The sequence below is a fragment of the Escherichia sp. MOD1-EC6475 genome, from assembly GCF_003046645.1.
GTDB lineage: Bacteria > Pseudomonadota > Gammaproteobacteria > Enterobacterales > Enterobacteriaceae > Escherichia > Escherichia ruysiae.
Window position 1 is genome coordinate 275,589 of record NZ_PZKQ01000011.1, and the last position, 20,979, is coordinate 296,567.

The 20,979-nt window shown below is 51.5% G+C and carries 18 protein-coding genes and 1 pseudogene; 4 read left to right on the forward strand and 15 right to left on the reverse strand.

What is annotated here, in order from left to right; genetic code table 11:
- Positions 1-16: 16 nt before the first annotated feature.
- Together cmoA and cmoB are read left to right on the forward strand one after the other, a co-directional pair.
- Positions 17-760 carry a carboxy-S-adenosyl-L-methionine synthase CmoA gene (gene cmoA / locus A7589_RS03755; RefSeq protein WP_000019621.1) on the forward strand — a complete coding sequence of 248 codons (744 nt, stop codon included), beginning with the start codon at positions 17-19 and terminating at the stop codon, positions 758-760.
- Positions 757-1,728, forward strand: coding sequence for a tRNA 5-methoxyuridine(34)/uridine 5-oxyacetic acid(34) synthase CmoB (gene cmoB / locus A7589_RS03760; protein WP_000564733.1), 972 nt, complete (start codon positions 757-759; stop codon positions 1,726-1,728). Before cmoA ends, cmoB begins: the two co-directional genes overlap by 4 nt.
- A 35-nt stretch (positions 1,729-1,763) precedes the next feature.
- Here cmoB and torZ read toward each other — a convergent pair.
- The 4 genes and pseudogenes from torZ to A7589_RS03785 form a co-directional block, all read right to left on the reverse strand.
- Positions 1,764-4,194, reverse strand: a pseudogene (torZ, locus tag A7589_RS03765) (trimethylamine N-oxide reductase TorZ).
- Positions 4,195-4,218: 24 nt separating this feature from the next.
- Entirely contained in the window at positions 4,219-5,319 is a 1,101-nt protein-coding gene (locus A7589_RS03775) for a NapC/NirT family cytochrome c (protein WP_001214350.1), read from the reverse strand.
- A gap of 373 nt (positions 5,320-5,692) precedes the next feature.
- Complete coding sequence (gene cutC, locus A7589_RS03780) at positions 5,693-6,439, reverse strand: copper homeostasis protein CutC (RefSeq protein ID WP_001185708.1); 747 nt, start codon at positions 6,437-6,439, stop codon at positions 5,693-5,695.
- A 13-nt stretch (positions 6,440-6,452) separates the two neighbouring features.
- Entirely contained in the window at positions 6,453-7,019 is a 567-nt protein-coding gene (locus A7589_RS03785; protein ID WP_010354695.1) for a VOC family protein, read from the reverse strand.
- Positions 7,020-7,234: 215 nt separating this feature from the next.
- Here A7589_RS03785 and argS point away from each other — a divergent pair, with 215 nt between their 5' ends.
- The gene (gene argS / locus A7589_RS03795) at positions 7,235-8,968 is read left to right on the forward strand and encodes an arginine--tRNA ligase (RefSeq protein ID WP_001025300.1); all 1,734 of its coding nucleotides are present in this window, start codon (positions 7,235-7,237) and stop codon (positions 8,966-8,968) included.
- 41 nt (positions 8,969-9,009) lie between these two features.
- Here argS and yecV read toward each other — a convergent pair whose 3' ends face one another.
- A complete protein-coding gene (yecV, locus tag A7589_RS23190) occupies positions 9,010-9,054 on the reverse strand; it encodes a protein YecV (protein WP_211180499.1) in 45 nt (14 codons plus the stop codon).
- A 90-nt stretch (positions 9,055-9,144) separates the two neighbouring features.
- Here yecV and A7589_RS03800 point away from each other — a divergent pair, with 90 nt between their 5' ends.
- Complete coding sequence (locus tag A7589_RS03800) at positions 9,145-9,633, forward strand: lysozyme inhibitor LprI family protein (protein WP_016158432.1); 489 nt, start codon at positions 9,145-9,147, stop codon at positions 9,631-9,633.
- 121 nt (positions 9,634-9,754) lie between these two features.
- Here the strand turns inward: A7589_RS03800 and flhE are convergent, their stop codons facing one another.
- From flhE to cheA, 10 genes are all read right to left on the reverse strand, one after another.
- Entirely contained in the window at positions 9,755-10,147 is a 393-nt protein-coding gene (flhE, locus tag A7589_RS03805; protein WP_001221461.1) for a flagellar protein FlhE, read from the reverse strand.
- On the reverse strand, positions 10,147-12,225 hold the full coding sequence (gene flhA / locus A7589_RS03810; protein WP_000066958.1) for a flagellar biosynthesis protein FlhA: 2,079 nt from the start codon (positions 12,223-12,225) through the stop codon (positions 10,147-10,149). The genes flhE and flhA overlap by 1 nt, the downstream gene beginning before the upstream one ends.
- The gene (flhB, locus tag A7589_RS03815) at positions 12,218-13,366 is read right to left on the reverse strand and encodes a flagellar biosynthesis protein FlhB (RefSeq protein ID WP_001278915.1); all 1,149 of its coding nucleotides are present in this window, start codon (positions 13,364-13,366) and stop codon (positions 12,218-12,220) included. Before flhB ends, flhA begins: the two co-directional genes overlap by 8 nt.
- 201 nt (positions 13,367-13,567) lie before the next feature.
- Positions 13,568-14,212, reverse strand: coding sequence for a protein phosphatase CheZ (gene cheZ, locus A7589_RS03820; protein WP_000983594.1), 645 nt, complete (start codon positions 14,210-14,212; stop codon positions 13,568-13,570).
- A gap of 10 nt (positions 14,213-14,222) precedes the next feature.
- The gene (gene cheY / locus A7589_RS03825) at positions 14,223-14,612 is read right to left on the reverse strand and encodes a chemotaxis response regulator CheY (RefSeq protein WP_000763857.1); all 390 of its coding nucleotides are present in this window, start codon (positions 14,610-14,612) and stop codon (positions 14,223-14,225) included.
- Between the two features lie 14 nt (positions 14,613-14,626).
- Positions 14,627-15,676 (reverse strand): protein-glutamate methylesterase/protein glutamine deamidase, encoded by a 1,050-nt coding sequence (gene cheB, locus A7589_RS03830; RefSeq protein WP_000036375.1) that lies wholly within the window; start codon positions 15,674-15,676, stop codon positions 14,627-14,629.
- 2 nt (positions 15,677-15,678) lie between these two features.
- On the reverse strand, positions 15,679-16,539 hold the full coding sequence (cheR, locus tag A7589_RS03835) for a protein-glutamate O-methyltransferase CheR (protein WP_000204527.1): 861 nt from the start codon (positions 16,537-16,539) through the stop codon (positions 15,679-15,681).
- 148 nt (positions 16,540-16,687) lie between these two features.
- Positions 16,688-18,349: a methyl-accepting chemotaxis protein II gene (gene tar, locus A7589_RS03840; RefSeq protein WP_010357117.1), complete on the reverse strand. Its 1,662-nt coding sequence runs from the start codon at positions 18,347-18,349 to the stop codon at positions 16,688-16,690.
- A 140-nt stretch (positions 18,350-18,489) separates the two neighbouring features.
- Complete coding sequence (cheW, locus tag A7589_RS03845; RefSeq protein ID WP_000147309.1) at positions 18,490-18,993, reverse strand: chemotaxis protein CheW; 504 nt, start codon at positions 18,991-18,993, stop codon at positions 18,490-18,492.
- Positions 18,994-19,014: 21 nt separating this feature from the next.
- A complete protein-coding gene (gene cheA / locus A7589_RS03850) occupies positions 19,015-20,979 on the reverse strand; it encodes a chemotaxis protein CheA (RefSeq protein ID WP_010357118.1) in 1,965 nt (654 codons plus the stop codon).

A 20,979-nucleotide genomic window follows, 5' to 3' on the forward strand; every position in this document is an offset into this window, starting at 1 on the left:
CCCGGATTTTTACGTTATGTCTCACCGCGACACGCTATTTTCTGCCCCTATCGCCAGTCTGGGTGACTGGACCTTTGATGAACGGGTAGCCGAAGTCTTCCCGGATATGATCCAGCGTTCCGTTCCTGGCTATTCCAATATTATTTCAATGATTGGGATGCTGGCTGAACGCTTTGTACAACCAGGTACGCAGGTCTACGATTTGGGCTGTTCTTTGGGCGCCGCGACGCTCTCGGTGCGTCGCAACATTCATCATGATAATTGCAAAATTATTGCCATCGACAACTCTCCAGCGATGATCGAACGCTGCCGTCGCCATATCGATGCATACAAAGCGCCGACACCTGTAGACGTGATCGAGGGTGACATTCGCGATATCGCTATTGAAAACGCGTCAATGGTGGTACTGAATTTTACCCTGCAATTCCTGGAACCTTCTGAACGTCAGGCATTACTGGATAAAATTTATCAGGGGCTGAATCCTGGCGGCGCGCTGGTGCTTTCGGAAAAATTCAGTTTCGAAGATGCCAAAGTTGGTGAACTGCTGTTCAACATGCACCACGACTTTAAACGAGCCAACGGTTACAGCGAGCTGGAAATCAGCCAGAAGCGCAGCATGTTAGAAAACGTAATGTTGACTGATTCCGTTGAAACCCACAAAGCGCGTCTGCATCAAGCCGGGTTTGAACATAGCGAGCTATGGTTCCAGTGCTTTAACTTTGGTTCGCTGGTGGCATTAAAAGCAGAGGACGCTGCATGATCGACTTTGGTAACTTTTATTCTCTGATTGCCAAAAATCACCTTTCGCACTGGCTGGAAACACTGCCCGCGCAGATTGCCAACTGGCAGCGTGAACAGCAGCACGGTCTGTTTAAACAGTGGTCCAATGCGGTGGAATTTCTGCCTGAAATTAAACCGTATCGTCTTGATTTACTGCATAGCGTGACGGCAGAAAGCGAAGAGCCGCTGAGTGCCGGGCAAATTAAACGCATTGAAACCCTGATGCGCAACCTGATGCCGTGGCGCAAAGGGCCGTTCTCGCTGTATGGCGTTAACATTGATACCGAATGGCGTTCCGACTGGAAGTGGGATCGTGTTCTGCCCCATCTCTCTGATTTGACCGGGCGCACGATCCTCGATGTCGGCTGCGGCAGCGGTTATCACATGTGGCGCATGATTGGCGCGGGTGCACATCTGGCGGTGGGTATCGACCCGACCCAACTCTTCCTCTGCCAGTTCGAAGCGGTACGCAAACTGCTGGGTAACGATCAGCGCGCACATCTGTTACCTTTAGGCATTGAACAACTTCCGGCGCTGAAAGCCTTTGATACCGTCTTTTCGATGGGCGTGCTGTACCATCGCCGTTCGCCGCTGGAGCATCTCTGGCAGTTGAAAGATCAGCTGGTGAATGAAGGTGAACTGGTACTGGAAACACTGGTTATTGATGGCGACGAAAACACCGTGCTGGTGCCGGGCGACCGTTACGCGCAAATGCGTAATGTCTACTTCATTCCTTCGGCGCTGGCGCTGAAAAACTGGCTGAAGAAGTGTGGTTTTGTTGATATCCGCATTGTGGACGTGAGTATCACCACAACAGAAGAGCAGCGTCGCACTGAATGGATGGTTACCGAGTCTCTGTCCGATTTCCTCGACCCGCATGATCCGAGTAAAACAGTAGAAGGCTATCCTGCGCCTAAACGCGCGGTGCTGATTGCGCGTAAGCCGTAAAAATTTAGCGCCCATTTCCGGGCGCTATTTATTTCTTACGCCTGAATGGCTGGCTGATCAAACGCCGTTAACTTCGGCGCATTGCCCGTGTATTTTTCGATATACACCAGAGAGGTGTTACCGGCACAAGCATTCGCCAGCTGCGAGCTTGGAATATCCGCCGTTAACACGTTTGCGCAGCCGTTTTTACACAAGCCATTTTCCAGATCCGGCCATGCGCCTTCATGCACGCACACCACGCCTTTTTTGATCCCGTCAGTCACCACGGCTCCAGTCAGGATCTGACCACGTTTGTTCCAGACGCGTACCAGATCGCCATTCGCAATACCAAAGCGAGCAGCATCTTCGGTGTGAATAGTGATCGGTTCACGATCGGCAACCGCATATTTTTTACGCAGTTCCGCATAGTTAAGCTGACTGTGTAAACGGTGTGCCGGATGCGCGGTCAGAAGCTGCAACTGCTTCTCGTCGGCGGTGCCTTTCCACTCATCAGGTGCAAGCCAGGTTGGGTGCGCCGGGCAATCCTTATAAGCAAATTTTTCCAGCGTTTTGGAATAAATCTCAATTTTGCCGCTTGGCGTACCCAGCGCGTTTTTCACCGGATCGGCGCGGAAATCGCTATAGCGAACATATTGCTCGTTCTTCTCGCTGCGGCGCATTTCGAGCAGTTTATTTTGCAACCAGAAGGTATTAAACACTGGCATGGTAACACGCTGCGCACGGGCGCTTTTCTGAGCGGCATCATAAAAGAATTTCAGCCACGCCATTTCATCTTTACCTTCGGCATAGATCTCTTTTCCGCCTGGTTTCAGTAATTCAGCAAGGTCGGCAAACACGTCAAAATCGTTACGTGCTTCAAACTGCGGCGCAACCACTTGCTTCATCGGTACGATGTGCTGGTTGCTGTAGTCGCCGGTCATCGTCAGGTCATTGCGCTCAAACGATGTGGTGATCGGTAATACGATATCCGCGTGTTTAGCTGCTGCCGTCCAGTAGCATTCAGAAACGACGATCAGCTCTGGTTTCTGCCAGGCTTTTATCAGACGATTGGTATCCTGGTGATGGGTGAAATTACCGCCGCCAGCCCACCAGATCATTTTGATATTTGGGTAAGTTTGTTCTTTACCATTGTGCTGATATTTGCCGCCAGGATTTTCCAGCGCATCGACAATACGGGCGACAGGGATCGCCGTCATTCCGCCATCATCAGCGGACTCACTGGCCTGTCCGGCAATCGCCGCAGACATTTCCGGCAGTACGCCGCCAACGCGTGTTGGGTTGCCACCGTTGGAGTAATGATAAGAGAAACCAAAGCCGCCGCCTGGCGTACCAATCTGTCCTAACATCGCCGCCAGGGTCACCAGCATCCAGTGTTTCTGTTCACCATATTGCTGGCGCTGAATTCCCCAACCTGCCATCAGCATCGTGCGATTCGCCGCCATCAGTTCGGCAAGTTTGACTATCTGCGCTTCCGGCACGCCGGTAATTTCCGCCGCCCAGGCCGCGCTCTTCGGCGAATTATCTTTCTTGCCGGTCAGATACTCTTCAAATTGCGGATAGCCGGTGGTGTATTTTTCAAGGAACGCTTTATCGTGTTTGCCTTGTGTCATCAGGGTGTGCGCAACCCCTAACATCAGCGCCACGTCTGTGCCCATATTCGGCGCGATCCAGGTGGTGTTATCGCCAAAGAACTCGATCGTTTCGGAACGGATAGGATCAATGGCAATCACCGGTTTGCCAGATTTCTTCAGTTGATGGAAGTACTCCAGCCCCTGCTCATCAGTACTGCTCCAGGCAATTTTTAAGGTATTCAGCGGGTTCATCCCCCACAACACCACCACCTGGCTGTTTTCCAGAATCAGCGGCCAGGAGGTCTGCTGTTCATAAACCTCTACGGAACCGACAACGTGCGGCATGATCACCTGCGCAGCCCCGGTCGAGTAATCGCCACTATGTCCTGAATAACCGCCCGCCAGATTCATATAACGTTGCAGTAAAGTTTGCGCTTTATGCAACACGCCAGAAGAACGCCAACCGTAAGATCCGGCAAAAATGGCCGATGGTCCATTGGCCTTGCGGATGCGCTCGTGTTGTTCATGAATCAGTTTTAATGCCTGTTCCCAGCTCACCTGAACGTAACTGTCGTCGCCGCGACCTTTCGCCGGTTGCAGTGGATTGTCGAGATAGCTTTTTCTCACCATCGGATGCTGAATACGCGCCGTGGTATGCACCTGATCCGCCGCCGTAGATTGCAAAGAGTTCGGGATGGTCTTCGCCAGCGCGCCTGTAGAAGAAACAATTTTACCGTCCTTCACTTCTACGTTCATTCGCTCCCCAACGGCCTGCGGTAAGAATTTTACCGCCCTTCTCTTCTGCCCAGGCAGGTAACGGTACAGCCGATGTCACCACCAGCGCCCCTGCCGCAATACCACTATGTTTAATAAACTCACGTCTTGTTAATGCCATAACTTCCTCCCTGATCAACGAAGATCACTGTTTCTCGGTAATATCTTTAGCGTTGTACTGGAAGTACCGCGTCAAAATATCCAGTTCGTTTTCGCTCATGCTGGTTCGCGCCCCCATCCCTTTGGCAATGGACGGCCAGGCATTGACGGTGTAATGGTCGGCGGCAATAGGTGCATGGCAACCAGCGCAATAGGTGTCGTCGAGTTTTTCAGCGTATTGCCATAGCGGTTTACGGTCTGCTAATGCGGGATCGGTAAGCGTCCCCTGTAATGACGCCTGACGCCATTGATTACCGTATTCGTCAGCTTTCCATTCCCCGTTTATCGTTAGCGCCTTGATACCATCTTCGCTTAGTGTGGCTAACGCCAGTCGTTGACCTGCCGCCAAGTAAAGCGTGTTTTCACTGCCCTGCATCTGATAACCCTGCAACAGGACGAGCGGCTGTTTGCCACTGGCATCAACAACCGTGAGAGCGGTGCCAGGATTCACAGTAGCCAGTTCACCTATGCGGGAAGGTTTGAAAGGATAAATATGCGCGCCATTAGTCACTGATGTGGCGGCCTGACTTTCCAGTTCATGTGCCGCGTTGTCATCCATTTTTATTTCAGGCGGAAAATGGGCAATGCCTTTATGACAATCGATACAGGTTTCGCCATCCTTTTGCGCTTTGTTATGCATTTTCTGTGCAGCTTCACTTTGCGAAGCAATATCCATGGCATCAAAAGAATGGCAACTACGGCACGTTGCAGAGTCTGAGGCCTTTAATTCTTTCCACACTGTTTCGGCCATTTCCTGACGATGGGATTCGAACTTATCGTCGCTGTCTATTTTGCCGCTAACAAATTCATGATAAATATCTTTAGATGCTTTTAATTTAGCAAATAAATAATCCCTTCCTGACTTTGGAATATGGCAATCGGCACATTCAGCACGAATACCTTTTTGATTAGAAAAATGGACAGTCCCCTGATATTCCTCAAACGGTTTGCTCATTGAGTGGCAGGAAAGACAAAATGCCGTGTCCGACGTTTTGTGCAACGTTTTTTGCGCCAGCAATAACCCACCGCCACCCACCACTACTGCCATGAGTAGAAAAAATAACCAAATGCGTTTTTTCCCTCGCATAGATTCCTCTAATTAAATTCCAGTAAACCGAACTAGTTGTATAAATAAATACACAACGAATTAATAACTCACTAAATTCGGCACAACACTGCCTGAAATAATCGACAAAGAATATGATTTATTGCAATTTAACCATTAATTATTAAAGAAGAAAGCAGTCGTTATTTTTAATATATATTTGGTGGTTTTAATAATTTAAATTACATAGTTAATATGAATATATATAACATTTTAGCAGCATGAATTTGCGCACTATCACACGATAATTGTTCATTTTTTATACTATTCAAGAATAAAAAAAGGCCCCTGTTGAATGGGCAGGGGCCTGGTACGAGCAAGCATCATATTGGGCGACATGATGCAACGGTAAAAATCATTTGGCCTGATGGCGCTCAATGATTCCTTTCATTTCAGCAACCGCCGTCCCGTCTACGACATAACGCGAATACTCGTCCGCGCGTGCATCTGATGACATGGACAATCCCTGATTACGATAACGCATCGGTGAGGCTTGCCACGCTCCTGCAGAGCTATGGACTTCCAGCACTCCGGCATCGAGGAAATGGTGCAGGTTTTCTGCACGGACTCCTGCTCCGGCCATGATGATTGGAGCATCACCATAGGCAATAAGTTCCATAATTTTTGATAAACCTTGCAATGCATCTGATTTTTGCCCCGATGTCAGCACCCTGGCAACGCCTAATTCAGCAAGGTTATTCAGTGTATTTAAAGGGTTAGCGCACATATCGAAGGCGCGATGAAAAGTGACTGCCAGCGGACCGGCAGCCGCCATTATTTTTTCCATTCGTGGCATATCGACATTACCGTCAACATCCAGAACGCCCGTCACCAGCCCAGGAAATCCTAATTCGCGTACTGTGCGGATATCTTCAAGAATGGCGGCAAACTCACCGTCGCTGTAGCAAAAATCGCCACCGCGTGGGCGGATGATCGGATGTACGGGGATCGTAACATGCTGGCGCACGGACTTAAGAACGCCCAGCGACGGCGTTAGCCCCCCTTCTTTCGGTGCCGCACACAATTCTATTCTGTCGGCACCGTTTTGCTGCGCCGTCAGCGCGCACTCCATGCTGTAACAGCAAATTTCCAGTAATGCCATTTTTGCTCCTTAATCACGCCGACTGCTCACTGGCGACAATCTCTTCGATAGACCACGGATGAAACTTAATCGTTGTTTTGCCATCGGTGACCGCCAGCGTCGGATTTGGTAATCGCTCATGTTCACCTTTTGGCGAGCTGGTTTTAACCGAGATCCCCGGCTGGCGGAGTCCTTCATCAGAAAGCAACGCCAGCGCACGAGCATTCAACGTTTCCGGCTCTCCTGGCAGAACAATTTCGATATGTTCCCAGCCTTCGTGCGGGTAGCGTTTTTCCCCAGGCCACGGTAGCTCCACAATGGAAAACTGCCAGTGAGCAACCTGTACCGGTTCACGCAATTTAAACAGACAAATCGGTCTGCCATTGATCATATTTTCTGACAAAAGCTCGCCGCACTGTTCAAACCCGCAACGCCAGCGTTCAGCAGTGGCGTTTTGATGGCAACGCAAAGAAATGTGATCGGCAGTCAGCGGAGTGATATCCAACCCCAGACGGCGGGAAAGTTCATCTAATGCGTGGATAAATCGCGGTAAATCCGTTGCAATATCCTGCAACTCGTCGATAGATTGCCAGTTCGCCATAATCACTCTTCGTCTTTCAGTAAAAGCGTTAATTTACCCTGTTGCCCTGCGCCAACCAACTGCTGATTTCACGCCGCTTCTGATGCAATAGTGAAAACGGCAATACGCCACGCGCACGTAGCTGACGAAAACAGCCATTTGCAGTATACTCCCGCCCTAATTTCTTTAACTGGTGCGGGCAATTTTTGCTCGCTTCATCAATGTAAGGTATTCCGGTGAATATTCAGGCTCTTCTCTCAGAAAAAGTCCGTCAGGCCATGATTGCGGCAGGCGCGCCTGCGGATTGCGAACCGCAGGTTCGTCAGTCAGCAAAAGTTCAGTTCGGCGACTATCAGGCTAACGGCATGATGGCAGTTGCTAAAAAACTGGGTATGGCACCGCGACAATTAGCAGAGCAGGTGCTGACTCATCTGGATCTTAACGGTATCGCCAACAAAGTTGAGATCGCCGGTCCTGGTTTTATCAACATTTTCCTTGATCCGGCATTCCTGGCTGAACATGTTCAGCAGGCGCTGGCGTCCGATCGTCTCGGTGTTGCTACGCCAGAAAAACAGACCATTGTGGTTGACTACTCCGCGCCAAACGTAGCGAAAGAGATGCACGTCGGTCATCTGCGTTCCACCATTATTGGTGACGCGGCAGTACGTACTCTGGAGTTCCTCGGTCACAAAGTGATTCGCGCTAACCACGTTGGCGACTGGGGCACTCAGTTCGGTATGCTGATTGCATGGCTGGAAAAGCAGCAGCAGGAAAACGCCGGTGAAATGGAACTGGCTGACCTTGAAGGTTTCTACCGCGATGCGAAAAAGCATTACGACGAAGATGAAGAGTTCGCCGAACGCGCACGTAACTACGTGGTAAAACTGCAAAGCGGTGACGAATATTTCCGCGAGATGTGGCGCAAGCTGGTCGACATCACCATGACGCAGAACCAGATCACCTACGATCGTCTGAATGTGACGCTGACCCGCGATGACGTGATGGGCGAAAGCCTTTATAACCCGATGCTGCCGGGTATCGTGGCAGATCTGAAAGCCAAAGGTCTGGCAGTAGAAAGTGAAGGCGCGACCGTCGTATTCCTTGATGAGTTCAAAAACAAGGAAGGCGAACCGATGGGCGTCATCATTCAGAAAAAAGATGGCGGCTATCTCTACACCACCACCGATATCGCCTGTGCGAAGTACCGTTACGAGACGCTACATGCCGATCGCGTGCTGTATTACATCGACTCCCGTCAGCATCAACACCTGATGCAGGCGTGGGCGATCGTCCGTAAAGCAGGCTACGTGCCGGAATCCGTACCGCTGGAACACCACATGTTTGGCATGATGCTGGGCAAAGACGGCAAACCGTTTAAAACCCGTGCGGGCGGTACGGTGAAACTGGCGGATCTGCTGGATGAAGCACTGGAACGTGCACGTCGTCTGGTGGCAGAGAAGAACCCGGACATGCCAGCTGACGAGCTGGAAAAACTGGCTAACGCGGTTGGTATTGGTGCGGTGAAATACGCGGATCTCTCCAAAAACCGCACCACCGACTACATCTTCGACTGGGACAACATGCTGGCGTTTGAGGGTAATACCGCGCCGTACATGCAGTATGCCTACACCCGCGTATTGTCCGTGTTCCGTAAAGCGGAAATTAACGAAGAACAACTGGCTGCCGCTCCGGTGATCATTCGTGAAGATCGCGAAGCACAACTGGCTGCTCGCCTGCTGCAGTTTGAAGAAACCCTCACTGTGGTTGCTCGTGAAGGCACGCCGCATGTGATGTGTGCTTACCTGTACGATCTGGCCGGTCTGTTCTCTGGCTTCTACGAGCACTGCCCGATCCTCAGCGCAGAAAACGAAGAAGTGCGTAACAGCCGCCTGAAACTGGCACAACTGACGGCGAAGACGCTGAAGCTGGGTCTGGATACGCTGGGTATTGAGACAGTAGAGCGTATGTAATCCATTTTTCGTGAGAATGAAGCCTGATCAGGGTTACCCGATCAGGCTTTTTTATTGCCATCTAAATGTATTCTGAAAATGGACATACCATCGTTTTCTCACTGTTGGGTAAGAGGCCAGAAGCGTAATATCCAGCCCCAGGGTAACGGTAACGGTTGATTTTAAGGAATACCTCAGTGTTTAAATTTCTTGTATTAACATTAGGCATTATTTCTTGCCAGGCTTACGCAGAAGATACGGTTATAGTAAATGACCATGACATTTCAGCCATCAAAGATTGTTGGCAAAAAAACTCAGATGATGATACTGACATTAACGTGATCAAATCATGCCTGCGACAAGAATACAATCTCGTCGATGCGCAATTAAATAAAGCCTATGGTGAAGCTTATCGTTATATAGAACAGGTGCCACGCACAGGTGCAAAAAAACCTGATACCGAACAACTTAACTTGCTTAAAAAATCACAACGAGCCTGGCTGGACTTTAGGGACAAAGAATGTGAATTAATCCTTTCAAATGAGGACGTTCAGGATTTAAGTAACCCTTATTCTGAATCAGAATGGCTATCATGTATGATCATCCAGACCAATACGCGAACTCGCCAGTTGCAGCTATACCGTAACTCTGAAGATTTTTATCCAAGCCCTTTGACAAGAGGGTAATTCACATATTTTTGGCATGTTTTGTTGCAAGCTATTCCTGATAAATAATTGCAACAAAACATGGAGCCTTTTTCACTGAGTTATTAAACATGCTCACGAGCGCGTATTTTTTATTTGTACTTCAGCGATAATTCACAATCACTTCATTACGTTGTACCTTCAGCGGCGGAATTAACCGCCCACCGCCAGGCACTTCCCAGATAAAGCGCAACGGTTCTGCTGCCGGGATGCTGGAAAAGGCCACAGTGTTCCCGCTCTGCCCGTCTAATTCGACACAACGAGATTGCGAGCACAAGCGAACCCGCAGCCCCGATGGTGTCGGGCCGATAAGCTGATAACGCCACGCCACCAGCGTCATCAATCCTGAAACAGGTTGTCGCGAAGAAAGAGGTGCTGACGACATCGACTCACCGCGATGATTTAGCGTAACGCCCACACTACTTGTCTGCCACATCCCCTCCCCGGCGGCTTGTACAACCAGCGGAAACAACAATATCGCCAGTAAGATCCTCATTATTTACCACCAATAGTCGCCGTCATCCGAATCTGCCGGTTATCAGAGAGTTCGAGATTCGACAGCACCACCAGTTGCGGCAGGCTACGGCGCAGAAAGCGAGACAATAGCGGGCGCAGCGCGTGGTTCACCAACAGTACTGGCGGCGCACCCAGCATCTCCTGACGGGATAATGCTTCCTGGGTTTGCGCCAGCAAACGATCCGCCAGCCCCGGTTCCAGTCCGCCACCGCCCTGCAACGCCTGTAACAGTAACCGCTCCAGTGGCGTATCCAGACCAATAACGTGAACTTCATCTTTACCGGGGAACCACTGCTGAGTAATTGCCCGCCCCAGCGCCACGCGGACGACGGCGGTTAATTCATGCGGATCGCTCTGGATGGGCGCGTGTTCCGCCAGCGTTTCGAGAATGGTGCGCATATCGCGGATCGGTACTTTTTCATCAAGCAGGTTTTGTAGCACTTTATGCAGCGTAGTGAGCGTGACAACGCCAGGAACCAGATCCTCCGTCAGTTTTGGCATCTCCTGCGCCACGCGATCCAGCAACTGCTGCGCCTCCTGGCGACCAAACAGTTCTGCGGCATGTTGACTAATGAGGTGGTTAAGATGCGTTGCCACCACTGTACTGGCTTCAACTACCGTATATCCCTGAATCTGCGCTTGTTCTTTAAGCGCACTTTCGATCCAGATAGCATTAAGACCAAATGCCGGATCGACAGTCACTTCACCGGGAAGCGTCCCGGCGGCTGTTCCTGGGTTAATGGCCAGCCAGCGCCCCGGATAAGCATCACCACTGCCAATCTCAACGCCTTTCATCAAGATACGATAGCGGGCAGGTTGTAGATCCATATTGTCGCGGATGTGCACCACTGGTGGCAGAAAGCCCATCTCCTGAGCAAATTTCTTGCGAATACTGCGAATACGACCAAGCAACTCGCCATCCTGCTGAAAATCGACCATCGGGATCAGCCGATAACCCACTTCCATTCCCAGAGAATCTTCCAGTTGCACATCGTTCCAGGTCGCTTCGACAACGGCATTATTTTCCGCCATCTTCACTGGTTTCGGTTCAGCAGGCGCGTTTTGTTCGCGTCCACGTATCCACCACGCCAGCCCCAGCAATCCCGCTGTGAACAGTAAAAATACCAGGTTTGGCATTCCTGGCACCAGACCAAGTAAACCCAACACAGCGGCACTTAACAGCATGACTCTGGGGTTACTGAAAAGCTGATTCACCATCTGCTCGCCAACATCCTGATCGGTGCTGACTCGCGTAACGATAACCCCCGCAGCGGTAGAAATAACCAGTGCTGGTATTTGCGCGACCAGGCCATCACCGATGGTCAACAGCGTATAACTTTCCGCTGCATGACCCATGCTCATGCCATGTTGCAACACACCAACCAGCAATCCGCCAACAACGTTAATGACCATGATGAGGATCCCGGCGATGGCGTCACCACGGACAAACTTACTCGCCCCGTCCATTGAGCCGTAAAAATCAGCTTCCTGGGTCACTTCTGAACGTCGCTTTTTTGCTTCATCTTCGCCAATCAGGCCAGCGTTGAGGTCGGCATCAATCGCCATCTGCTTACCCGGCATACCGTCGAGAACAAAGCGCGCGCCCACTTCCGCGATACGTCCGGCACCTTTGGTGATAACCATAAAGTTGATGATCACAAGAATGACGAACACCACAATGCCAATGGCAAAGTTACCGCCCACGAGAAAATGACCGAACGCTTCGACGACCTTCCCTGCCGCCGCCGCACCGGTATGGCCTTCCATCAAAATGATACGCGTGGAGGCCACATTAAGCGCCAGACGCAACAGCGTGGTAAACAACAGAATGGTCGGAAACGCGGCAAACTCAAGCGTGCGCTGGGTAAACATCGCCACCAGCAACACCATAATCGACAAGGCAATATTGAAGGTAAACAGCAGATCGAGAATGAATGCAGGCAATGGCAGCACCATCATCGACAAAATCAGCAAGATCAAAATAGGCCCGGCAAGGATCTGCCATTGTGTCGATTTCAGGTTTGCGGGCAGGCGCAGCATCGCGGCCAGATTACTCATGGGACGGTTTCTCGTTGATAAAATCCAGGGCTTCCGGCACCGGAAGATAAGTGGGTTGTACGGGGCGTTGTCCACCGGCCAGACGCCAGCGTTTCAGTTGCCAGACCCAGGCCAGCACTTCCGCCACGGCGGCATACAGTTGACCGGGAATTTGCTGGCCGATTTCTGCGTGTCGATACAGCGCGCGCGCCAGCGGCGGTGCTTCAAGAGTCGGGACGTTATTTTCAGCGGCAATTTCACGAATGCGTAACGCCACCAGCCCCGCGCCTTTAGCAACGACTTTCGGCGCGCTCATTTTGTTTTCGTCATATTGCAATGCCACTGAGTAGTGAGTTGGGTTATTAACAATGACGTCCGCTTTCGGCACATCGGCCATCATCCGCCGCCGCGCGGCAGCACGCTGCATCTGACGAATTCGCCCTTTGACATGCGGATCGCCTTCGCTTTGTTTGAACTCATCACGAATATCCTGTCGTGACATACGAAGCTTTTTCAGGTGGCTGAAAATTTGAAAAAAGACGTCAAATCCCACCATCGGAATGACACCAAGCACCACTAAAAGCGCGCATAACCCCACAACATCCATCGCGTTAGCCATTGCAGTAATGGGTGACTGCGCCATTAAGCGCATCATCTGCGGCCAGTGATGCCAGAGATAAAAGCCAGTAACACAGCCAACCAGTGTAGATTTCAGGATAGCTTTCAGCAGCTCCGCGCCAGTTTGCGCCGAGAACATACGTTTAATGCCCGGTAGCGGGTTGAGTTTAGAAAACTTCGGTTGCAATGATTTACCACTGAATACCAGCCCCCCCAGCATGACCGGCGAAATAAGCGCCACCAGCACCACCCCGCTAATCAGCGGCAACAGTGCCAGCATGGCTTCTCTGATCAGCAAAATAATCTGTCCGAGGATCAGGTTGGGATCATTAATGATGCTGTGATCAAAATGCAGCCCGGCGGAGAGCATCCCCGACAACCGCCGTGCCAGAGACGCGCCACCAAACCAGATAACACACACGCCAACCAGCAAAATCAGCAGTGAAGTCAGCTCACGGGAGCGTGGGATCTGCCCCTCTTCCCGCGCTTTTTCAAGTCGGTGAGGTGTGGGGGCTTCTGTTTTGTCGTCGCTCTCGTCAGACACGTCGCCAATCCTGGAAATGGTGATAAGCGTGAATAATGCCAGAGCGAAAAGCGTTCAATGCCTGGAGTAAGGGGCAAAACAGGTGGGATTTGGGGCTTTTGCCGCAATACACCAGGCATGGTGCACGTTTGTCGGATGTGGTGTAAACGCCTTATCCGACCTCCTGATATGACGCGGTCACGCCACATCAGGCAATACAAATCAAAACCCAAGACTATCCAGTAAATCGTCAACCTGATCCTGACTGGCAACCACACCGGCTTTGCTGGTATCGACCTGTGGTCCGTTAAGCAAACTCTGGTTTTCACGTTTCGGGCGCGCATCCTGCTCCGGGATGTTTTCCAGCAGCACCATCAACAGCTGGCGTTCAATTTCCTGAATCACATCCATCATCCGTTTAATCACCTGCCCGGTGAGATCCTGAAAATCCTGCGCCATCATAATTTCCAGTAACTGCGCGTTAGTGAAGCTGGTATGAGCGGGCACATCCGCCAGAAATTGCCGCGTATCCGTCACCAGTTCCCGGGCATCGGCAAGGTCAATCGGATCGGCAAACCAGTCATCCCAACGTTGGGTTAATGCTTTTGCCGATTTCTCCATTTGATCCTGATGCGGTTGTGACGCCTCAACGCTGTTCAGCGCCCGCTCTGCGGCCTGCGCAGTCATCTGTACAACGTAGAACAGGCGATCGCGGGCATCAGGGATGGCTTCCGCTGCTTCGGCTATCGCCTGATCCAGCCCCAGCTCACGCAGGCTGTCACGCAGCATACGCGTCAGGCTGCCGATGCGCGCTATGATATCGCCGGCTGCATGTTCATCAGCAGGTTTGATTGATGGTTGCATCATAGTCGCATCCTCACATGCCCAGTTTCTCAAAGATTTTGTTGAGTTTTTCCTCCAGCGTCGCGGCGGTAAATGGCTTAACCACATAGCCACTGGCCCCCGCTTGTGCTGCCGCGATAATGTTCTCTTTCTTCGCCTCTGCGGTCACCATCAGCACTGGCAGCGCCGACATCACCCCATCGGCACGAATGGTTTTCAGCAACTCCAGACCATCCATATTCGGCATATTCCAGTCGGAGATCACAAAACCATAACCACCCGCCTGTAACTTGTTGAGAGCATCAGCGCCATCTTCTGCTTCCTCAACATTGTTGAAACCCAACTCTTTCAGTAGGTTACGCACAATGCGTCGCATGGTGGAAAAGTCATCCACAACCAAAAATTTAAGTTCTTTATCCGCCATTTCACACTCCTGATTTAAATACGTATCGCCTGTCCGGCACTGATTTTCGCCAGCATTTGCTGGCTTACCTGGCTAAGATCGACCACTTCGCAGACGCCCCCCAGATTGATAGCCTCGCGCGGCATACCGAACACCACACAGCTTGCTTCGTTTTGCGCAAGGGTCCATGCCCCCGCCTGACGCATCGACAACATTCCCGCCGCACCGTCGTTGCCCATACCGGTGAGGATCACCCCAACCGCGTTGCGCCCCGCCTGTCTGGCGACAGAATGAAACAACACATCCACTGACGGTCGATGACGGTTAACCGCCGGGCCATCGTGAATTTTGATTTGATAGTTCGCGCCGCTGCGCGCCAGTTCCATATGTCGATCGCCTGGGGCGATATAGGCATGTCCCGGTAAGACGCGTTCACCGTCTTCCGCCTCTTTCACGCCGATTTGACACAGCTTATTCAGGCGGTCGGCAAAAGAACGGGTAAAGCCAGGCGGCATATGCTGGGTGATTAACAGTGCCGGGCTGGAAAGCGGCAGCGGCTGCAATACGTGCCGAATTGCCTCAGTTCCCCCCGTCGAAGCGCCAATCGCAATCAGTTTTTCAGAACTCAACAACGGCCCCGCCTTCAGCGTTGTCGGTGCCGACAATGGCTTATGTGCTGCAAGGCTCGCCTTTGCTGCCGTACGCACCTTTTCAGCAATCATTTCGCTATACGCCAGCATTCCTTCGCGAATACCCAGTTGCGGTTTGGTGACAAAATCTATTGCCCCCAGCTCCAGCGCGCGCAGCGTCACTTCAGAACCTTTGCCGGTCAGAGAAGAAACCATCACAACGGGCATTGGACGCAAACGCATTAACTTTTCGAGGAAATCCAGTCCGTCCATCCGTGGCATTTCAACATCCAGCGTCAGCACATCGGGGTTGAATTTCTTAATCAAATCTCGTGCGACCAGCGGATCGGGCGCCGTTGCCACCATTTCCATATCGCTATGGCTGTTGATGATTTCCGTCATGATCTGGCGCATCAGTGCCGAATCATCGACAGACAACACCCTGATTTTGCTCATGGTTAATCCTTACTTAGCGCATACACCGTCTGCCCACGCAGCGTGAAGCTGCGCTCAAGGTGGCTGAAATTTTCAGAGTGCCCCGCAAACAGCAATCCGTCAGGTTTAAGTAGTGGTACGAAGCGGCGCAAAATCTCCTGTTGGGTCGTTTGATCAAAGTAGATCATGACGTTACGACAGAAGATCGCATCAAACGGCCCCGGTACGGTGTACTGTTTCGCCAACAAATTCAGCGGGGAAAAATCGACATAGCTCGCCAGTTCCTGGCGCACGCGCACCAGCCCTTCATGCGGCCCCGTGCCGCGCATGAAGTAACGCTGGAGTTGTTGTGGCGTCAGGTTTTTCAGTTCTTCATGGCGATAAATACCGCTTCTGGCTTTTTCCAGCACTTCGGTGTCGATATCACTGGCGAACACTTTCCAGCGTCCGGGCGCGGTGCCTAATGTGTCCGCCAGCGTCATGGCAATGCTGTACGGCTCTTCACCTGTCGACGCCGCCGCGCTCCATACACGATATTCTCCGGAACGACGGCGAGCGTGAGCCGCGATCAGTGGGAAATGATGCCCTTCACGAAAAAATGCCGTCAGGTTGGTGGTCAGCGAGTTAATAAATGCCTGCCACTCGCCGCTGTGCTGATTAGATTCCAGCATGTTCAGATAATGACCAAAATCGACCAGTCCCAGCGAACGCAAACGGCGTATCAACCGGTTGTAGACCATGTCACGCTTGTGATCGGCCAGAACGATCCCCGCCCGTTGATAGATCAATTGGCTTATCCGCCGAAAATGAACGTCGGAAAGCACCAGGCGCTCGGTCATCTGTAACAATAAAGACGTTTGCCCACAGGGCTGAGATGATGTCATAGCGCCTTCTCAATCACTTCAGGAAACCACTGACACAGCCTGTAACTGCGCCGATTGTGTTGTAATAGCGCCATCAGAGACGATAAGCGCGACGTTCTGTTGCATCATCGGCCTCATCTGGCGGCAATGGCGCTTGGGTAAATACCCATCAAAATGTTTCCCAGTTTGGCTCTTGTTCCGCGATACGCCGCCGCGACTGTGCTGGTGATTGCTCACTGGCAGGCCGGGATTTTAGTGGTGGTTTGTGGTTTAGCTGACTTGCAGCCAGACGAAATGCGGATACAGCCTGAGTTAAACGGCTGGCCTGCTCTTCCAGTGCGGCAGCAGCGGCGGCTGACTCCTGCACCAACGAGGCATTCTGTTGAGTGACGCGATCCATTTCCGACACAGCCAGCGCAACTTGATCAATGCCACGGCTCTGCTCATCGGAGGCTGAAGCAATTTCCCCCATAATGTCGGTGACGCGCGTAACCGCATTAACGATACTCGTCATCGTTTCCCCGGCGCTTTCGACCAGCACCGAACCAGTATCAACGCGGGAAACTGAGTCTTCTATCAGAGCTTTGATCTCTTTTGCTGCCTGGGCGCTGCGACTGGCAAGATTACGCACTTCGCCCGCCACCACAGCAAAACCACGCCCCTGTTCCCCGGCACGCGCGGCTTCAACAGCGGCATTCAGCGCGAGGATATTGGTCTGGAATGCGATGCCGTCGATTACGCTAATAATGTCGGCAATTTTCTTCGAACTGTCGGCGATTTCATGCATGGTTTTCACCACGCCATCCACCACTTTGCCGCCGTGCTGCGCGGTGTCGGAGGCACTTTGTGCCAGTTGCGAGGCCTGACGGGCGTTATCGGCGTTCTGTTTTACCGTCGCGGTGAGCTGTTCCATGCTGGCGGCAGTTTCTTCCAGCGCGGATGCCTGCTGTTCAGTACGGGAGGAAAGATCGGTATTGCCCGCTGCAATTTCACGTGTGCCGGCATAGATGGCGTCCGACCCCTGCCGCACGTGAGTAACTGTGTCGGTCAAGGAACGCTGCATATGCGAAACGCTCTGTGCCAGCTCGCCCATTTCACTGCGTCCATCAATGATGAGGCTATTCGCCAGGTTACCGCCGGCAATTTCGCTAATGTGAGCAATGATTTTCGCCAGCGGGTTAAGCAACATGCGGCGGATGCCGAACCACGCCACCAGCAAAATTAATACCACCACCAGCGCGATAATCGCCAGTTGCCACTGGGAAAAGCGGTAATCTTCTGCATTGTTAGTGACGATATTGCGGTAAAGTTTTTCACTACTAAGGGCGTACTGAGCAAATGCTTCGCCCATCGCATTTTGCATTCCCTGGGTTGGTTGAGCGAAGTAGGCGCCAGTATTGCCATAATCAAGATAATCAATCAGTTCTGTTAATGCTGTGTGATAGTTTTTGTATTTTTCATCAATATTACGACTGGTGGCGACCATTTCAGGTAACGGTGCCATGCTTTTGAATTTTTTATAATGAGTCGCGGCCTGGGCCAATGTTTTCCTGGCGCTATCGAGCAATTCAACTTTGGCGTTACTTTGTTGATTGGAGGAATCCATCATCATCCGCACCGCTGAACGACTCAGGTTAATGCGCGTTTGTAGCATTAAATCCCAGGTTGAGGTTAGCTCACTCTGTTGTTCCCGTAGTTCATTGGAAACGACAAAGCTTTTCTGGCTATGGTGAAGCGAAGAAAAAAACAGACTGCCGGAAATAAGCTGTAACAGTGCAAATACCCCCAGCACCATCATCAGCAGCGTGACTACGCGGATACGGTTAATCATAAGGCACCTTCCTGAAAACAAGTTGTTTTCGTTATCGGCAGGAAGAAGGGAAACTTTATTGCTGATGCCAGTCATGGCGAAATGAAGTAAAAAAACCCGATGCGCAGGTCATCGGGTTCATTTCAGTACAGCAGGATAAATTACGCCACCTCTGACGCTGCGCTATCTAACAGCGCCATCTCTTCACTATTGAGCAGTTTTTCGATATTCACCAGAATTAACATGCGGTCACCCAGCGCCCCCAGCCCGGTGAGATATTCAGTAGAAAGCGTCACAGCAAATTCCGGTGCCGGACGAATTTGCTCCGCCGTCAATGAAAGAACGTCTGACACGCCATCAACCACAATGCCGACCACACGCTGCCCCAGATTCAGGACGATGACCACCGTGTTGTCGTTATATTCCACATCCACCTGGCTGAACTTAATGCGTAAATCGACAATCGGCACAATAACGCCGCGCAGGTTAGTGACACCTTTGATAAATGCAGGCGTGTTCGCAATCCGCGTAACCTGATCATAGCCACGGATCTCCTGCACTTTCAGAATATCAATACCGTACTCTTCGTCACCAAGGGTAAATACCAGAAATTCCTGGCCTGACGGTTCGCTGGCCAGTTTTGTTACATTTGTCATACCGGTCATATTTATTACCTTTTTACTCAATCAGGCGGCGGTGTTCGCCATACATTGTTCGCGGTTTATCGTCTGCAAGGCAGATACATCAACAATCAGTGCCACGCTGCCGTCGCCGAGAATCGTTGCGGCGGATATTCCCGGGATTTTTCGATAGTTACTTTCCAGGTTTTTCACTACCACCTGGTGTTGACCAATTAATTGATCCACCAGCAAGGCGTAGCGGCGACCGCCACTTTGCAGAATCACCACAATGCCCTGAGTGGCTTCAGTTTTCGCGCCCGCAACGTTGAACACTTTCCACAGTTCGACGATGGGCAGATATTCACCACGTACTTCCAGTACCCGCTCGCCACCCGCCAGTGGATGCATATCAGCTTCACGAGGTTGCAATGATTCCATGACGGCATTCAGCGGCAGAATGAAAACTTCATCTGCAACACGCACAGACATGCCATCGAGGATCGCCAGCGTCAGCGGCAGTAAAATACGGATTGTGGTTCCTGCGCCCGGCTTCGATTTGATTTCGACATGACCGCCCATCTCCTGGATATTACGTTTGACGACATCCATACCAACGCCGCGTCCAGAGACATCGGTAACCTGCTCTGCTGTAGAAAAACCAGGAGCAAATATCAGCATTGCCACTTCGTCATCCGTCATGTTGTCGCTGACGGTCAGACCCTGTGAAACAGCTTTTGCCAGAATCCGTTCACGGTTCAGCCCCGCGCCATCGTCGGTTACTTCGATGCAGATGTTGCCGCCCTGATGTTCAGCAGACAGAACCAAATTTCCGACGCTGTTTTTGCCTGCGGCGAGGCGTTTGTCCGGCAGTTCAATTCCGTGGTCGAGACTGTTGCGTACCAGGTGGGTCAGCGGATCGATAATGCGTTCTATCAGACTCTTGTCGAGTTCGGTGGAACTGCCCACCAGCGTCAGTTCCACCTGCTTGCCGAGTTTTCCCGCCAGATCACGCACCAGCCGGGGATAGCGACTAAAGACATATTCCATCGGCATCATGCGGATCGACATCACCGATTCCTGCAAATCACGAGCGTTACGTTGTAACTGCCCCATGCTGGTAATCAAATCACCATGATTAACCGGGTCCAGTTCGCTGGAACGCTGGGCCAGCATTGACTGGGTGATGACCAGTTCGCCGACAAGGTTAATCAGTTGATCAACCTTCTCCACCGCCACACGGATACTGGTGGATTCGCTGCCGCGCGGCGGTTTTTCCCGTTCTGCCCGTACGGCTGGCGCTTCTGCTGCGGCAAGTTTAAGCACCGGTGGCGCAGATACTTTCGCCGTAGACTCAACGCTTTCAAAGGCAATCTGATCGGCCTCAATGACAAAGCAAAGCACCGCAGTAATGTCGTCTTCCGCAATATCTCCCGCTAATGTCGCCGATAGCGAATCGGCTCCTTTCACCACGTCAGCCAACGTTGTCAGATGTCCCAGCTCTTCTTCCAGCAGATCGATTTCTCCCGCTTTCAGGCGCGAAAGGATAATTCGTCTCGGCGATTGACTACTATTCTGACCATCTTGCGGTTCACTTTTGGCAACCACACTTAATCGGGTCACTGCGGATACCGTTTCGCCTTTCGCTTCTAATGCCAGTTGACGCAAGGCCTGGCAGATATAATCGAAGTTGGCGGTATCCGGCTCTTGCGACTGTTTATAAGCGTCGAGCTGTTCTTGCATGATGTCCTTCGTTTCCAAAAACAGATTGATAATGTCGGTATTAAGCTGCATCTCACCGCGTCTGGCTTCATCGAGCAGATTTTCCATCAGATGCGTGGTTTCCTGTAACACAGTAAAACCAAACGTTCCTGCCCCTCCTTTGATGGAATGGGCTGCACGGAAGATGGCATTCAACTGTTCGGCATCTGGCGCTTCAGGTTGCAAATTAAGCAGATGCTGCTCCATATCGGCTAACAGTTCGTCCGCTTCATCAAAAAATGTCTGATAAAAATCGCTTATATCCATGCTCAC

Coding starts and splice junctions, on each gene's coding strand:
- cmoA (WP_000019621.1), top strand. CDS start 17: ATGTCTCACCGCGACACGCTATTTTCTGCCCCTATCGCCAGTCTGGGT.
- cmoB (WP_000564733.1), top strand. CDS start 757: ATGATCGACTTTGGTAACTTTTATTCTCTGATTGCCAAAAATCACCTT.
- A7589_RS03775 (WP_001214350.1), bottom strand. CDS start 5,319: ATGCGAGGGAAAAAACGCATTTGGTTATTTTTTCTACTCATGGCAGTA.
- cutC (WP_001185708.1), bottom strand. CDS start 6,439: ATGGCATTACTGGAAATTTGCTGTTACAGCATGGAGTGCGCGCTGACG.
- A7589_RS03785 (WP_010354695.1), bottom strand. CDS start 7,019: ATGGCGAACTGGCAATCTATCGACGAGTTGCAGGATATTGCAACGGAT.
- flhE (WP_001221461.1), bottom strand. CDS start 10,147: ATGAGGATCTTACTGGCGATATTGTTGTTTCCGCTGGTTGTACAAGCC.
- flhA (WP_000066958.1), bottom strand. CDS start 12,225: ATGAGTAATCTGGCCGCGATGCTGCGCCTGCCCGCAAACCTGAAATCG.
- cheZ (WP_000983594.1), bottom strand. CDS start 14,212: ATGATGCAACCATCAATCAAACCTGCTGATGAACATGCAGCCGGCGAT.
- cheY (WP_000763857.1), bottom strand. CDS start 14,612: ATGGCGGATAAAGAACTTAAATTTTTGGTTGTGGATGACTTTTCCACC.
- cheB (WP_000036375.1), bottom strand. CDS start 15,676: ATGAGCAAAATCAGGGTGTTGTCTGTCGATGATTCGGCACTGATGCGC.
- cheR (WP_000204527.1), bottom strand. CDS start 16,539: ATGACATCATCTCAGCCCTGTGGGCAAACGTCTTTATTGTTACAGATG.
- tar (WP_010357117.1), bottom strand. CDS start 18,349: ATGATTAACCGTATCCGCGTAGTCACGCTGCTGATGATGGTGCTGGGG.
- cheW (WP_000147309.1), bottom strand. CDS start 18,993: ATGACCGGTATGACAAATGTAACAAAACTGGCCAGCGAACCGTCAGGC.